The sequence below is a fragment of the Bradyrhizobium sp. LA2.1 genome, from assembly GCF_040547725.1.
In the GTDB taxonomy this organism is placed as follows: domain Bacteria; phylum Pseudomonadota; class Alphaproteobacteria; order Rhizobiales; family Xanthobacteraceae; genus Bradyrhizobium; species Bradyrhizobium barranii.
Map to the genome: position 1 here is coordinate 59,159 of NZ_JBEPQI010000012.1, position 12,992 is coordinate 72,150.

Annotated in this window: 17 protein-coding genes and 2 pseudogenes; 12 read left to right on the forward strand and 7 right to left on the reverse strand. The window is 59.4% G+C overall.

Translation table 11 applies throughout. The features are described 5' to 3' along the window. Window positions 1-73: 73 nt before the first annotated feature. Together ABIB95_RS23560 and ABIB95_RS23565 are read right to left on the reverse strand one after the other, a co-directional pair. Window positions 74-307 (reverse strand): hypothetical protein, encoded by a 234-nt coding sequence (locus ABIB95_RS23560; RefSeq protein WP_354121905.1) that lies wholly within the window; start codon window positions 305-307, stop codon window positions 74-76. Window positions 308-340: 33 nt separating this feature from the next. After that, window positions 341-541, reverse strand: a complete 201-nt coding sequence (locus ABIB95_RS23565; RefSeq protein ID WP_354116230.1) for a hypothetical protein — start codon at window positions 539-541, stop codon at window positions 341-343. A 322-nt stretch (window positions 542-863) separates the two neighbouring features. Between ABIB95_RS23565 and ABIB95_RS23570 the strand changes: the two genes are divergently transcribed. The 3 genes from ABIB95_RS23570 to ABIB95_RS23580 all read left to right on the forward strand — a co-directional run bounded on the left by ABIB95_RS23570 (window position 864) and on the right by ABIB95_RS23580 (window position 2,162). Continuing rightward, window positions 864-1,133 (forward strand): helix-turn-helix transcriptional regulator, encoded by a 270-nt coding sequence (locus tag ABIB95_RS23570; protein WP_354116231.1) that lies wholly within the window; start codon window positions 864-866, stop codon window positions 1,131-1,133. A 68-nt stretch (window positions 1,134-1,201) separates the two neighbouring features. Further along, a complete protein-coding gene (locus tag ABIB95_RS23575; protein ID WP_354116232.1) occupies window positions 1,202-1,477 on the forward strand; it encodes a hypothetical protein in 276 nt (91 codons plus the stop codon). Next, window positions 1,446-2,162 (forward strand): tyrosine-type recombinase/integrase, encoded by a 717-nt coding sequence (locus ABIB95_RS23580; protein ID WP_354121904.1) that lies wholly within the window; start codon window positions 1,446-1,448, stop codon window positions 2,160-2,162. The genes ABIB95_RS23575 and ABIB95_RS23580 overlap by 32 nt, the downstream gene beginning before the upstream one ends. A 407-nt stretch (window positions 2,163-2,569) precedes the next feature. Here the strand turns inward: ABIB95_RS23580 and ABIB95_RS23585 are convergent, their stop codons facing one another. Beyond that, window positions 2,570-2,797 carry a hypothetical protein gene (locus ABIB95_RS23585; RefSeq protein ID WP_354121903.1) on the reverse strand — a complete coding sequence of 76 codons (228 nt, stop codon included), beginning with the start codon at window positions 2,795-2,797 and terminating at the stop codon, window positions 2,570-2,572. Window positions 2,798-2,816: 19 nt separating this feature from the next. After that, entirely contained in the window at window positions 2,817-3,659 is an 843-nt protein-coding gene (locus ABIB95_RS23590; protein ID WP_354242527.1) for an NAD(P)/FAD-dependent oxidoreductase, read from the reverse strand. A gap of 213 nt (window positions 3,660-3,872) precedes the next feature. Between ABIB95_RS23590 and ABIB95_RS23595 the strand changes: the two genes are divergently transcribed. From ABIB95_RS23595 to ABIB95_RS23605, 3 genes are all read left to right on the forward strand, one after another. Beyond that, complete coding sequence (locus ABIB95_RS23595) at window positions 3,873-4,388, forward strand: YciE/YciF ferroxidase family protein (protein WP_354121901.1); 516 nt, start codon at window positions 3,873-3,875, stop codon at window positions 4,386-4,388. 76 nt (window positions 4,389-4,464) lie between these two features. After that, entirely contained in the window at window positions 4,465-4,980 is a 516-nt protein-coding gene (locus ABIB95_RS23600; RefSeq protein ID WP_354121900.1) for an inorganic diphosphatase, read from the forward strand. A 325-nt stretch (window positions 4,981-5,305) separates the two neighbouring features. After that, a complete protein-coding gene (locus tag ABIB95_RS23605; RefSeq protein ID WP_354116236.1) occupies window positions 5,306-5,485 on the forward strand; it encodes a hypothetical protein in 180 nt (59 codons plus the stop codon). Between the two features lie 156 nt (window positions 5,486-5,641). Here the strand turns inward: ABIB95_RS23605 and ABIB95_RS23610 are convergent, their stop codons facing one another. Then, on the reverse strand, window positions 5,642-6,250 hold the full coding sequence (locus ABIB95_RS23610; protein ID WP_354121899.1) for a cysteine hydrolase family protein: 609 nt from the start codon (window positions 6,248-6,250) through the stop codon (window positions 5,642-5,644). A 2-nt stretch (window positions 6,251-6,252) separates the two neighbouring features. Beyond that, window positions 6,253-6,816: a phosphatase PAP2 family protein gene (locus ABIB95_RS23615; RefSeq protein WP_354116238.1), complete on the reverse strand. Its 564-nt coding sequence runs from the start codon at window positions 6,814-6,816 to the stop codon at window positions 6,253-6,255. A 455-nt stretch (window positions 6,817-7,271) separates the two neighbouring features. On the opposite strand from ABIB95_RS23615, the pseudogene ABIB95_RS23620 reads away from it, so the two are divergent. The 4 genes and pseudogenes from ABIB95_RS23620 to ABIB95_RS23635 all read left to right on the forward strand — a co-directional run. Further along, window positions 7,272-7,488 (forward strand): annotated as a pseudogene (locus ABIB95_RS23620) (divalent metal cation transporter); the annotation flags it as partial. Window positions 7,489-7,529: 41 nt separating this feature from the next. Next, on the forward strand, window positions 7,530-7,685 hold the full coding sequence (locus ABIB95_RS23625) for a hypothetical protein (RefSeq protein WP_354121897.1): 156 nt from the start codon (window positions 7,530-7,532) through the stop codon (window positions 7,683-7,685). Between the two features lie 32 nt (window positions 7,686-7,717). Further along, on the forward strand, window positions 7,718-8,059 hold the full coding sequence (locus ABIB95_RS23630) for a DUF3147 family protein (protein WP_354121896.1): 342 nt from the start codon (window positions 7,718-7,720) through the stop codon (window positions 8,057-8,059). A gap of 5 nt (window positions 8,060-8,064) precedes the next feature. After that, on the forward strand, window positions 8,065-8,487 hold the full coding sequence (locus ABIB95_RS23635; protein ID WP_354242531.1) for a DUF3147 family protein: 423 nt from the start codon (window positions 8,065-8,067) through the stop codon (window positions 8,485-8,487). A gap of 364 nt (window positions 8,488-8,851) precedes the next feature. Here the strand turns inward: ABIB95_RS23635 and ABIB95_RS23640 are convergent, their stop codons facing one another. Further along, complete coding sequence (locus ABIB95_RS23640) at window positions 8,852-9,649, reverse strand: IS110 family RNA-guided transposase (RefSeq protein ID WP_354121894.1); 798 nt, start codon at window positions 9,647-9,649, stop codon at window positions 8,852-8,854. Between the two features lie 710 nt (window positions 9,650-10,359). Here ABIB95_RS23640 and nhaA point away from each other — a divergent pair. Together nhaA and ABIB95_RS23650 are read left to right on the forward strand one after the other, a co-directional pair. Beyond that, window positions 10,360-11,700, forward strand: coding sequence for a Na+/H+ antiporter NhaA (gene nhaA, locus ABIB95_RS23645; RefSeq protein WP_354242534.1), 1,341 nt, complete (start codon window positions 10,360-10,362; stop codon window positions 11,698-11,700). Window positions 11,701-12,479: 779 nt separating this feature from the next. Then, window positions 12,480-12,679: pseudogene (locus tag ABIB95_RS23650) on the forward strand (hypothetical protein). Window positions 12,680-12,992: the final 313 nt, after the last annotated feature.

Consider the following 12,992-nt stretch of genomic DNA (forward strand, 5'->3'; position numbering starts at 1 on the left):
GAGGGAAGGTTCACAGAAAGTTTGGCGATCAGAGGCAGGCCGCGGATGCCCGCTCCAGCGGCGGCTCGGGGCCTCATCCATCCAGCTTGTAAACGTCGCCTGGCTGAAGGTTGAGTTCCTCGAACATTTTCTGCTGCTTCGGCGTCAGGGCAACATTCAACACTTCCGCAGTCGAACCTTCTGAGGCGGCGGCGAGGACCAATGTGAGCGCCTGGCCTGGCTTGGCCAGCGCAATCCAAATCTGGGTTTCTGTGTCGTCTGCAGTCACTTCAACGACAGTAAATGCGTTGCCAAATGATTCTGCCATGACCGGCTAACAGGCGTGCCTGCTTTCCTGATCTCAATCAGGAGGCCGCAATCCCGGCGAGGTCAACCATTCGCTCAGGTGCGAGCCGGTTTCGGCCTGTCTGGCCTTTCTCAGAATGAGATCCCGTTCGAGACCTGGCGGAAGCGCTTTGGCTTCTTCGCGGAGGCGCTTCGCTTCTTTAGCAAGGCGAGCTTCAAGAGAGATGGTTTGCTTGAAACGACGACGTTGCTGCATGGCACACCCTCGTCTTTACGGGTCCTAACCGTTGGGGTTTGAATTCTCGATTCCTAATATGCCGACGCCGGGGCACCGGTTCCTAAATTCAGTTTGGGCTATTTGCCGGCTGCGGCCTGACCCCAGTCCCGCCACGCCGCAGCGGCCCGCGTCTTAGCCGGCGCGGGCCTTCTACTTTTTTGGAGTGCAAGTAACGAATTGTTATAAATCGATTACAATGTCGGTTTGTGCCGCATTTGTTCGAGGCGACCGTGTATAAACCCAGCAAGTGCGTCGGCTCCAGCCGGCGAGGTTTACAGAGCAACTACTCAGGGGCGCGATTTTGCCCATTCCCGCCAACGATAACAACCGCGTTCAGCCGCGCGGCCTGCGCCGTGCAGAGGCTGCGCGGTACCTCGGAATCTCTCCCAGCCATTTCGACACCCAGCGCAAGGCCGGTGCAATCCCGGCCCCTCGCCAAATTCTAGGTGTAGTATTGTATGACAGGCGGGAATTGGATTCTATTTTCGGCGGCGCCCAGCCGGCGGCCGCCAATGACAACGCATCTGACTATTGGGACAAGGCGTGCGGCAGCGAAAACCCAAGTATGTGAATGAATAGGTGGATAGACATGGGCAACCCCGTGTCTACCTGCGCCGGCCGGGCAAGCCTCAACTCGCATTGCCCGCGCTGTTGTATTCGCCCGAATTCTGGACGGCGTACCGCGCCGCGATGAGCACCGACGCGCCAACGCCGGAGGTGCGGCGTATCAAGGCCGGCACGATTGCTGCCGCTGTCAAAGGGTACGGCGACAAGGATAAGGGGTACTACGGCAGCGCCGAATTCAAGGCGCTGGCCGAGAGCACGCAAACCACTTATCGCAACGTCCTGAACCGTTTCGTGGACAAGCACGGCGACGGCCCGATTGCTGGCCAAGCACGTCAACAACCTGATTGACGCGATGGCAGACACGCCGAGCGCCGCAAGCAATTTCAGAAAACGCCTTAAGGCCGTGATGGACTATGCGGTATCGGCTGAGATGCGCAGCGATAACCCGGTTGTTGTCGCCAAGCGCGTGAAACTCAAAACCACCGGCCATCGCACCTGGACGGAAAAGGACATCACCGCGTTTCGCGGGCGCTATAAAGTCGGCACACCGCTACGGCTTGCCTTCGAGGTGCTATTGCATACCGGCCTGCGCCGCTCCGATGCCGTGCGGCTTGGCTGGGAGCACCTGACGAAGGACGGCTTCGTCATCACCACCAAAAAGAGCCAAGGTCATGTGGAGTTATGCATTCCGGTGCACACCGACTTGGCCCGCTACATTGCCGACTGCCCGAAGGATGGCCCGGCCTTCATTGCAACCATTCACGGCCGAGCGCACAGCGAGAAAGCATTCTCGGCTTGGATTAGCGAGGCTGCGGCGGACGCTGGCCTGCCTCCACGCTCCTCTCCGCAAGGTGTGCGCAAGGCTGCGTGCCATCGCTTGGCTGAATCCGGAAGCACAGCGCTCGAAATCATGAGCATTACCGGCCACACAGATATCCGCGAAATCGAGCGCTATTGCCGCGCCGCTGCGCAGGGGTTTGGCAGTTGCGGCGATGGCGAAGCTGCAAGCCGGTTTCGATATCAGATTGCCTAACCCATCAGAGAAGTTAGGCAAAACTGCCCGCAAATCATTGAAATCATTGACGACAAAATCTAAATGGCGATCCCAGCAGGACTCGAAGCTGTTCCAGTGCAGATGACAACCGATATGCGTGCAGCTTGCCGAATGAAGGTGCAGTTCGCCGGCCTTGTCCCTGTAGGCGGCGATCTTTTCGAAACCCCGACGCAAGATTGCACCCTCACCCGGCTCGATCTCCCGAAGGGAGGTGATTTCACCGGGTGCCACATACTCCGCGAGATTTTGTGGGACGGTCAGGTTCTCGCGTAGGAAATTCCTGGCGGCCGCAAGCGGCGTACGATCCGGCGCATAAACAGACCTCCAGGGGCTGTCCTCGCCGAGAATAAGGGAGGTGTTCAGCATCGCCCCCATCACACCATGCGTCAGCCCTTGACCCGAGTCGCCCATCGCGAGGTAGATGCGCTGGCTGCCAGGCTCGAGGCCGATGAAGCCGGCATAATCACATAATCAATGGTATCGAGAACCTGACCTGACCAGCGGTGTGTGACCCTGCCAAGGCCCCGGATCAATTCGCGGGCCCAGCTTTCCAGCCGGGCAAAGCGCTGGTCGGCGTCATTTGCCTCGCCGCTCTTGCGGTCTTCGCCGCCCATAAGGACGAGATCATGATCGTCAGGACCTGGCTGCAGCCGCACGTAGTGATAAAGGATCCTCAGTGTCCCAATAGAGCGCGTCGGGGAGTTCGCCCCGTGCAATCGCGAAAGCTAGCACGTAAGTGTGGTAAGGAGCGACCTTGGAATGCAGTTGAAAGCGGTCGGCAATTGAGGCATTGGTCGCGACCACGGCGTGTCCGGCCGTGATCTGCCCTTGTGCGGTTCGGAGCGTGACGGCGCCATCCCGTTCGGCAACCTCTTCGACCGGGCTGTTAGCGAAAAAACGGACGCCGCTGGTCGCGCAAACCGCGGCCATGCCGGCGAGATATTTGAGAGGGTGGAAGGTCGCCTGGCGCGGATACCGCAGCACGTGGCGATTCTCGCATCCCTCGAGTGGAACGCCGACTAGGCGGTGGACGGGCGCGCCGACCTCGCGCACCGCTTCCAGCTCCTCATCGAGAACATCGGCCGGCATGCCGTGGCCCTGAAAGAGATACCCTTCCAGACGTCGAAAGTCACAGGCGATCTTTTCGCCCGCCTGGATTTCCTCGATACGATCGACGGCCGCCGCCTGACTTTGGTAGAACAGCTTGGCGATTTCCGCACCACGCAGCTTCCTGAATTCGCTCATCAGATCATCGCAAAGCGGCGCAAGACGCGCCGAGGTACGGGCCGTCATGCCGCTCGCGATGCCCTTGCGGTCGATGACGATCACCGACTGACCACGCTTGAAGAGTTCATAGGCGGTCGACATGCCGGCAACCCCGGAGCCGACAACGGCCACATCACAATGCACATTGCCTTTGAGCGCATTCGCCTCCGGCAATATCTCGGTATCCATCCATAGCGAGGTGCTGACCATGCAAAACTCCACAAAAAGGCAAACGCCGGCTTCATGTGGGGGTTCCTTTCTGCCCGCGCGGCAGGCCGTCGCTAATTCGTTCTTGCGGCGGGAAATTAGCCAATCTGGAAGCCGCGCGAGGGACAGTCCTTGCGCCGCCGGTGATAGCATTGGCTCAGAGGAACAAGGTTCGCACGCGCGCGTTCCCTCGCTTTAAGAACGAGGAGCGAAGCCATGGGATTTTTCACAAAAGACATCAAGACAATGGATGACCTGCTCCTGCACGGCTTGCAGGACATCTATTACGCCGAGCAACAGATCACCAAGGCGCTGCCGAAAATGATCGAGAAGGCGACCAACCGCGATCTGGTGACAGGCCTCAATATCCATCTGGAGGAAACCAACAAGCAGATCGAGCGTCTCGAAAAGGCTTTTGAGAAGCTCGGCAACGCGCCGAGCGGCACGCAATGTCCGGCGATCGACGGTCTGATCAAGGAAGCGAACGAGACAGCCGGCGAGATCGAAGATAAGACGGTGCTTGATGCGGCGATCGTCGCGAACGCGCAAGCCGTCGAGCATTACGAGATATGCCGCTACGGCACGCTGATTGCCTGGGCGGAAGAACTCGGCCACGACGATGTCGTGCGCTTTCTGACCACGAATCTGAACGAAGAGAAGGCGGCGAACACCAAGCTCAATACCGTCGCACTGCGCAAGGGCGTGAACAAGAAAGCGTCCACCGCCGCGTGATGCAAAGAGCCTCGCGGAAGCGATTTCGCCAGGCCCGCCCTCATTGTCGATGCGAAAGGCGTAATCGACTGTTGCCATGACAGATCTGACGAAACTACCGAGTTGGGCCGACGACAACAGCATCTTCGCCGTGGTCGAAACGCCACGGGGCAGCTCGTGCAAGCTCGATTTCGATCCCAAGCTTGGTGTTTTTGCCCCGGCGAAACCGCTGATGGCAGGTCTGACTTATCCTTACGATTGGGGCTTCATTCCCTCGACCAAAGCCGAGGATGGCGATCCGCTGGATGTGCTGATCTTGCATGACGCGCAGACCTATCCGGGTGTCGTGCTCCGCTGTCGCCCGGTCGGCATTCTCGAAGTCGAACAAAAAGGCAAAGGCAAGAAAGAGCGAAACGATCGGGTGTTTGCGGTGCCCGACCGATCGCCGCTCGAAGCGGATCTCAAGGATATCCGCAAACTTCCTACCCATGCGCGCGACGATCTTGAACAGTTCTTTCGGGCGACGAATGCGCTTGAGGGCAAGGAGCTGAAATTTCTCGGATGGCATGGTCCAGGCCGGGCGGCCAAAGCCATCCGGCGCCTGGCCCGCTAGAGGCGTAGGCTTGCTGAACACAGTCTGATGCTTACCGCAATCGGGGTTCGTCCGAACCCTTTGCGTGGTTCGCTTCTGTGAAAGCGCTGAGCGTCGCAGCGCGCCTCTCATAGTCCTCAGCCAGCGCCTCGATCTTCGCAGCCGCATCTCGATCATTGATGGATGCAGCCAAACGCCGACATCGCGAAGCCTCCTCAAGCAAACGGGTACGTTCGTCCGGCATTTCTGCTTAACATGCAGGCCGGCGACTTGTTTCAGGTCTCGGAAGGAACGTTTCGCCTTCTGTCAGCTTGGTGGGATCGGTCTATTTACGTGCGTAAATCTCATGTTTTCAGCCAACGGTTCATCCAACGACCACAGCCGCGCGTTAGGTTACCGAAAGCTTGCCATGGCAGAGCAGGATCGCGCCAAGGCAGCTATCCTCAATCGCATCGCGGATGAAGCGGAACGCGGCGTGCTTTGCACGGCAACTGCCGCGCCGCTGCGGCCGGCCACGCAGAATTAAGCGTCGATAAGGCCGACGGTTGCCCTTGGTACCCCGAGAGGACCCAGTCGGCGGTCGGAGCTGCGCGCTGTCACGCTTCTCAAATACCTAATGGGCAATACTGGATCACGATCGGTTCGTGATGAAATCCCGTCGACTTCTCGTCGGGAACCGTGGTCAGTCGTCGACGATCCAGCTCGCAATGATACTGACAACTGGTGCCACCTCGATCTGCAAGCTGAAACGCCGGGTATAGAGATTGATCAGCGCGTCGTGGCTTTCATCGGACGAGCTGCAGAGCGCATCCTCCGCCAGGATGACGCGGTAGCCGGTATCGACGGCGGCCAGCACCGTCGCGAGCACACAGACATCGGTTTCACCGCCAGAGACGATCAATGTCTCGACATGGTGCTGATCGAGGAAGGCTTGCAGCCGGCTATTGGAAAAAGCGCAGTAGGCTTGGCGATCGATTACCGTGGCAGGCGGCACGAAGCGCGCCAAAGGAGGCACGAGCTCAAGCAGCCTCGGATCGACCTGGTCGCGTGTCACGCATTCCCATTTCTCGTAATAGGCTTTCCAGACGCCCCGCGCCTCGGCCTTGTTGCGGACCGGAATGAAGCGCGTGAAAACGGTGCGCTGCGGGGCATGCGCAGTCAGCTTGAGCGCTTGCGGTAACGCACGTTCCATCCAGGGCGTTGCCCATGGGGCACCCGGGGCGAACAGTCCCTGCATGTCGATGCAGAGATGAATGGCGTGCGGACCGGGAGATGCGATCAGTTGGCCCATGACTAGCCCGATCTTCCCTGATGGCCAAATCCCATCAACCGCCGCAGCATGCGCTCGAGCGCGGCCCCCATCGCCAGACCCGCAAGCACGTCGCTTGCCCAGTGGGCCAGCAGGAGCACGCATGTCGACACCAGAACCGCCCCGATGGCCCACACAAAATTGCGCGTAGTGCGCGGCAGGACCGTGGCGGCGGAAGCGAGCGCTCCAACATGCACGGCGTGGCCCGATGGGAACGCATCGAGAGCGCGGCCGGAAAGCGGGATACCATGCAGGTGGCCGCGCACGGTGCGCCGGTCCGGCCGCACTTGATCGAAGTGCGCTTTCAAAAGGTGAGGCAGCAGAACCGTAGTGAACGTCGTCAGCAGCACATGATTGCTTGCGTGACGCTGTGGGAGCGGTTTGGCGCGAGACCAGAGCCACCATCCCAGGGCGAGCGCTGTCAGAACATGTTCGTCTGCTCCCCACGTCAGGGCGGCCGAGATCCGTTCCGGCAGCGGACGGGTGTTTCGCGCTATCGCGCGCGCGAGTTCGATATCGGCGGGTAGTGGACGCACTCTTACAGTCATCGACTGTCTCTGCCTCCCTTCACACACTCACATTACCGCCCTGCAGCAATTACCGAAAAAACGATCGGAAAGGTAGAGCCCTCAGTCTTTCAATCAGCAGCCTCGAAAACCGTTCCCTGACAGGAACCGTGCGCAGGAGGGATGCGTTGGAAGCGAAGGAAATCAATTGAGGAGAGTGCCATGGGCTTTGGACGAGGCGCATTGTTGTGGTTGTTGGGCGTACCGCTGCCGATCATTCTGTTGCTCGCGATCTTCTGGCACCATTAGAGTTAGTAACCACACGAGGACCATCGAGCTGGATGGGCCGGCGCAGATATGACCAGCGCATCCAGAGCTTAGGCTGCGCGGGATTTCTAGTCCCGCATCGAGCGTTGAGTCCGAACCGGTGAACCCCTCACTGCTTCTCGGCGTGGCCAACGGGACCCTCCTGGGGCTGCCCCAATCCCGAGGAGCACATGGCAAGATCCGACGCGAAAGAGATGAAGGCGCAGAGCAGCCTTCTGAAGCGGCTTGGTCCCGGGCTGATCACGGGCGCATTGGACGACGAACCGTCAGGTATTGGTATCTACAGCCAGGCCGGCGCGCAGCTTGGCTTTGGCATCGGCGGACGATGCTCCTGAGCTATCCCTTGATGGCGCGGCAATCCAAGAGATTTCGGGCCGCATTGGTCGCGCTTTACTGGAGCGCGGTTATCAACGGGGTGCTGGCTCGTGATGACCATGCTGATGTTGCTGGTCAGGAGGCGTGACGTGATGGGAAAGCTTGTTGTCGAAGGCTGGCTGTACTGGCTCGGCTGGGCATCAACCGCGGCAATGGCCCTTTGTATCGTTGGCATGGCGATCAGCATGCTGATGCCAGGATCGTGCTAGATGCCGCTCATCGAATCGAAGAGCACGGGGGAATGGTGGACTACGCGCTGCGCTTTCTGATTGGCGGTTTGGTCGTCTCGCTGTTTGCAGCGATAGGCGACGTACTGCGCCCCAAGAGCTTTGCGGGATTGTTTGGCGCCGCGCCTTCCGTTGCGCTCGCGACGCTGGGCCTTGCATTCTGGAAACATGGCGGCGAATACGTTGCAATCGAAGGTCGCTCGATGGTCCTCGGCGCTTTCGCGCTCACAGCTTACAGTCTTGTTGTCTGTCAGTTGCTGATGCGGGCCAACTGGTCCGCGCCGAAGGCCACCCTCGTCGCTCTCGCGATCTGGCTTGCGGTGGCGGCAGGCCTCAAGCAAGTTCTGATTGGGTGATGGTCATGGTGGTCCATTTCAAGTTATCTGCGCTAAGGCAGGGACGGCCTTACGAATATGTCGTGCGTTTTGTATTGGGCGGACTGGCGACCGTCGTGGCGGGCCTTGTGGCCGATTGGGCCGGGCCGGTGGCCGGCGGGCTAATGTTAGCCTTTCCAGCGATCTTCTGCGCGAGTGCCACCTTGATCGAAAAGCATGAGCGCGAGCGCAAGCAACAAAAGGGCCTGCGTGGCGAAGAGCGCGGCAGGAGTGCGGCGGCGCTTGATGCCGCCGGGGCCGGCTGGGGAAGCCTGGGCCTTGCTTGTTTCGCGCTCGTGATCTGGTGGCGGGCGTCCGACTCACCGCCCGCCCTCTGCCTCGCCGCTGCTTCGCTGATCTGGTTCGCAGTCGCCGTCTTAATGTGGCGCCTGCGGCGCGAATTGCGCTAAGCGGCGCTCTCGTCATTCGGTGAAGGTGCCGGATTTCTCATCAAGGTTGAGCGCGGGATCCGGCTGTCTGAGCTCACGCTCAGCTTCAAACCAGAACTGGTTCTGTTGCCCCTCGGTTTGCCGGCAGCCTCCCAAAGCTCGTGGGCGCGCGGGCGTATCTCTGCTCCTCTGTTGGCTTTTCCAGGCTGTCCTTCCACGATCGTTGCGCAAGCGCAACGCGACCATCCGTTGTGGGTGTGATTCGGCGCAGGGGTCAGGCCGTTGCAGGTATCGGCAGTAACGTTTTGAAGGCAATTAACAAACGCCGGTCGAGATGGGGTCACCGTCGGCGCCGATCGGGACCCCCACCCCAACATAGATTCCCCTATTCGCCACAAAGGATTATCGGCGTTAGTTCAAGGGGCTCAGTTCGACGCCGATTCACAGCAAAATTTCTTGCCGACTTGAACCCGCGTGCATCCACGACCTTGATCGACAGCAGCGTCGCGCCGATCGGACCAACGCCCGGGATAGCCGCCAGCCGTCGGCTCATCTCGTTACTCCGGTGTAATTGCATGAGCTTCTTGTCGAGCTTGGCGATCGGGTCATCGACGCGCGCCAGTTCTGTTGCCAAAGCGTCCACCAACTCCTTCGTCAACTCGGGGACTGTCGCGTCAGCCCGAATGTCGATCAGCAATTGTTGGAGCCACGAAAGCCCCTTGGGCGCTGTAAAGCCGAACTCCGCAGCGTAGCCGCGGATCGAGTTGGCGAGTTGGGTTCGCCTGCCGATGAACTGGTTGCGCACGCGCGCCAGCATCTGTGCACCTTGCTGCTCGGGGCTTTTGACAGGCACAAAGTTCTTGCGCAGTTTCGGCCGGCTTGCCACCTCGCAAATCGCCTCGGCGTCCGCAGCGTCGGATTTTCCGCGCTGCACATACGGTTTGACATATTGCGGCGGAATCATCGCCACCTCATGCCCGAGCGATTGCAGCTCCCGCGCCCAATAGTGCGACGCCCCGCAAGCCTCCAGTGCGACAAGCACGGGCGGCAAACGACTGAAGAACTCCAAAACCTGTCCGCGCCTCAACTTACGCGGTAAAACCGGCTGCTCCGTCCCGTCAACGCCATGCAGCTGAAATACACTCTTTGACGTATCCAAACCGATACGAACAATCGTTTCCACGGGCGGCTCCTTCGTTTGGGGTCAGGGACGACCTCATCTTGCCACGCACTGTGGCGGAAGGGGGCCGTCCACCCCAACACGGGAGCCCGGTGCGGCACTTGCCGCACGCGCTCAAACGAAAAGCCAGGGAGACTAAGTTCAGGGACTGGGTGTCTGCGCGTCAAAGATTCGAACCAAAGGCGCCCAGTCTGTCCCTCGCGGGCTTCCGGTTGGTCATTGCTGACCACGCCATGGGGCTTCCCGTGTTGCGTACGCTTTCCTTGTGTACATGCTGTCGCCACTACCCCGGCGCAGCGGCTGGGCGTACTCTTCGCTCTGCTTCACCCAGCCGTATCAGCCTTCCCCGAAAGGGTTGTCGGGTCGGCCTGCGCATCGTCCTTTTCGAGGATTGCTCAGCGTTCACTCGCGTTACGGCCTGCACACTCGCGCTATCACCAATTCGTGACACGCTAATCGAAGGCTTCAGCCACTTCGTTACCTCCATGACTGCTCCGATTGCTTCCGGCTGGAGCGGTTGCCGGGTGGGGTTCGCACCCACTGGAAAGCGCCGCCTTGTCACGGCGCACACCCAGAACAGACATTGCTGACCGATCACTCCTGCGAGGTTGAATTGTCGCCATCGCCATGTATAACGGCGTTCGGGTGCTCGCTGCATGGAGCAGCGACAGGCTGAGCGATGGTCGGGCCGCCACGCGGAAGGCGTGCGCCCCATGAATGATAGCCCTTCATTTGACGATCTGCCGAAACCCCAGCGGCTCGCGGAACAGGCCCTCAGCACCCTTCATCGGTTCCTGCATGTCGAGGCCCTCAGCGGTGCCGCGCTTCTCGTTGCCGCCGCCGCTGCACTAATCTGGGCCAATTCTCCGTTCGCTCATAGCTATTACGCGTTTTGGGACCTTCCGCTCACAATCGGTGTCGGCGAGTACGTTTTTTCCCGGTCGCTGCATTTCTGGGTCAACGACGCGCTGATGACAGTCTTCTTCCTCGTCGTGGGCATGGAGATTCGGCGCGAGGTCTATGAAGGCGCACTGAGCAGACTCGACCAAGCCATTCTGCCGCTGGTCGCCGCGACTGGTGGCGTCATCGTTCCGGCGCTCATCTATCTGAGCCTCAACAGCGATCCGGCTAGAGGGCAAGGCTGGGCCGTGCCAACCGCGACAGACATCGCCTTTGCCGTCGGGGTGCTCGCGCTGCTTGGACGAACGATCCCGGTCAATGTGCGGGTCTTCCTACTTGCTCTGGCAATCATCGACGACATCATTGCCGTACTGATCATTGCCCTCTTCTACACCGCCAGTCTTCAGCCTGGCGGTTTCATCATCGCGTCAATTGGCGTTCTCGCGGCTTTAGGATTTCAGCGGATCGGCATCGGTTCCGCGCCGTTTTACATACTGCCCGGCTCTTTGGTTTGGATTGGGTTCATGATAGCTGGGATCCATCCAACCCTTGCAGGTGTCGTGCTCGGGCTAATCACTCCGGCACGCGCCATACCTATGCGGGAGCCGCCGCTGGAAGTCGTGTCGCGAGTGCTGAAACAGTTGCGAAGCAGCGATGCGGTGAAGGCAAGGGATCCGCACCTGTTGGAGCAACCGCTGCGAGACCTTCGCGTAGCTCACCGCGAGTTATTGCCGCCGGTGTCACGGGTGCAGATGGCAATGCATCCGTGGGTGGCTTACGGTGTCATGCCGATCTTCGCTCTCGCGAATGCCGGCGTCAGCTTAACGGGCGCTGATCTCTCCGCAGGGGGCCATCTGGTGATGATTGGCACTGCGCTTGCTCTGGTTGCTGGGAAACCGCTTGGCGTTGTCGGCGCGACTTGGATCGCGGTACGACTGGGCTGGTGTCGCCTGGCTCCTGGAGTTACGTGGGGTGGCGTCTGTCTGGTCGGCCTGCTGGCTGGTATCGGTTTTACCATGTCGATCTTCATCTCGATGCTCGCCTTCTCCGATCAAGGATTATTGAGGGCGGCGAAACTGGGCGTACTCTTCGGTTCGCTTGTCGCCGCCACACTCGGCCTTGGCTGGGGCGCGACCTACGTTCGACGTCAGTGAAAGCAGCTCAAATGTCTTTCAAAGCTCCCCACGTATCTTTTGTATCGTTTGCAATCGAGATTCTGCCCTCCGGGGTTACCCAAGCAATGATCGTAGAAACTGGCTTGCATCTAAATCCGAAGCATTCCTCATACAATAAATCCGCCGTGGAAGGTCTCATTTCGGCCGCGCAGGAATATGTTAGCGTCAACATAGAAGGTCCTGCCGCTATTCGGCTTGTTTCGACCCAAAGCGGGGAGATCTGACGGTCTGCTCCCGTTGTTCGTCGGAATCGGCTCTATTGCGCTTCGCCGTCTCGCCAAGGGTTTAATCCGCCGGTAGATCGTCAATGAATGATGACAAACTTCTATTCTGGCTTTCAGTAGTCATGGGCCTCCTTGTGATCGGCTACTCGCTCTACGTTCTCTATTTCATTTTCGGTTGAGAATGGACCTTGTGGTTCCCTTGTTGCGATGTTTGGAGATGTCGGCTGTTGTGCTCATCGCTTCCGTTGACTCGATGCAGCTACATGTCGGTTCATAAGGGCAGACCGGAAGTTTGCGGCCGAGCGCCAAACCGCCGCTCAAGACCCAGAGCTGACTTTCTTAGTCTGTTCTTGAAACGTGCCGACGCTATGTTCCCATACACAGGGCGGGCGCTGGCCTGTTTCCGACCTCAGTGGCCTAGTTTGAAAATCACGGTGGCCTGATTTGAAATGTTCACTTCGGAACTGAAGGCCGCTCATCGGCATATTAGGAATCGGAATTCAAACCACACGGTTATGACCCGAGGTAGTGCCCATGCAGACGCGCCGACGATTTAAGCAAACCGTTTCCCTTGAAGAACGCGTTGCCGAAGAAGCCAAACGCCTCCGCGAAGAAGCCGAACTCCTGCACCACGGACCTGTACGTGAAGCCGCTCTCCGCGAGGCCCGCCAAGCCGAAACCGGCTCTCACATAAGCGATGGCTGAGATCGCCCGGGCTACAGCCACCAAAATAGTAGGCCCCAGGCAGCCGCGAGTTGCCCCGCGTATATCCGAACGCGGCCGTTTGTGGTCATTCGCAGTCTACCCGCTAGAAAGACCATGTAGCCCAAAGCAATGAGCCGATCACTGTGTGCGGCGGGGATTATGGGCGCGCGGCCGTTTGGGGGCACATTGCCAACCACAAGCAGCGAAGCGAACTCTTCAGCGGTTAGGGCGTCTGTTTTCCGGGCCATCCCTCACACTGAACCGCATCGACAATCCCGCCTGTTCAATTTTGCTCAAGACAGGATCGCCTTGGCCCATTTCGGACCCTTTCCTTAGTCCCCC

What these genes read in the sequence shown, in the direction of transcription:
- ABIB95_RS23560 (WP_354121905.1), bottom strand. Translation starts at nt 307, where the DNA reads ATGGCAGAATCATTTGGCAACGCATTTACTGTCGTTGAAGTGACTGCA.
- ABIB95_RS23565 (WP_354116230.1), bottom strand. Translation starts at nt 541, where the DNA reads ATGCAGCAACGTCGTCGTTTCAAGCAAACCATCTCTCTTGAAGCTCGC.
- ABIB95_RS23585 (WP_354121903.1), bottom strand. Translation starts at nt 2,797, where the DNA reads ATGGGCGGCGAAGACCGCAAGAGCGGCGAGGCAAATGACGCCGACCAG.
- ABIB95_RS23590 (WP_354242527.1), bottom strand. Translation starts at nt 3,659, where the DNA reads ATGGTCAGCACCTCGCTATGGATGGATACCGAGATATTGCCGGAGGCG.
- ABIB95_RS23595 (WP_354121901.1), top strand. Translation starts at nt 3,873, where the DNA reads ATGGGATTTTTCACAAAAGACATCAAGACAATGGATGACCTGCTCCTG.
- ABIB95_RS23600 (WP_354121900.1), top strand. Translation starts at nt 4,465, where the DNA reads ATGACAGATCTGACGAAACTACCGAGTTGGGCCGACGACAACAGCATC.
- ABIB95_RS23605 (WP_354116236.1), top strand. Translation starts at nt 5,306, where the DNA reads ATGTTTTCAGCCAACGGTTCATCCAACGACCACAGCCGCGCGTTAGGT.
- ABIB95_RS23610 (WP_354121899.1), bottom strand. Translation starts at nt 6,250, where the DNA reads ATGGGCCAACTGATCGCATCTCCCGGTCCGCACGCCATTCATCTCTGC.
- ABIB95_RS23615 (WP_354116238.1), bottom strand. Translation starts at nt 6,816, where the DNA reads ATGACTGTAAGAGTGCGTCCACTACCCGCCGATATCGAACTCGCGCGC.
- ABIB95_RS23625 (WP_354121897.1), top strand. Translation starts at nt 7,530, where the DNA reads ATGACCATGCTGATGTTGCTGGTCAGGAGGCGTGACGTGATGGGAAAG.
- ABIB95_RS23630 (WP_354121896.1), top strand. Translation starts at nt 7,718, where the DNA reads ATGGTGGACTACGCGCTGCGCTTTCTGATTGGCGGTTTGGTCGTCTCG.
- ABIB95_RS23635 (WP_354242531.1), top strand. Translation starts at nt 8,065, where the DNA reads ATGGTGGTCCATTTCAAGTTATCTGCGCTAAGGCAGGGACGGCCTTAC.
- nhaA (WP_354242534.1), top strand. Translation starts at nt 10,360, where the DNA reads ATGAATGATAGCCCTTCATTTGACGATCTGCCGAAACCCCAGCGGCTC.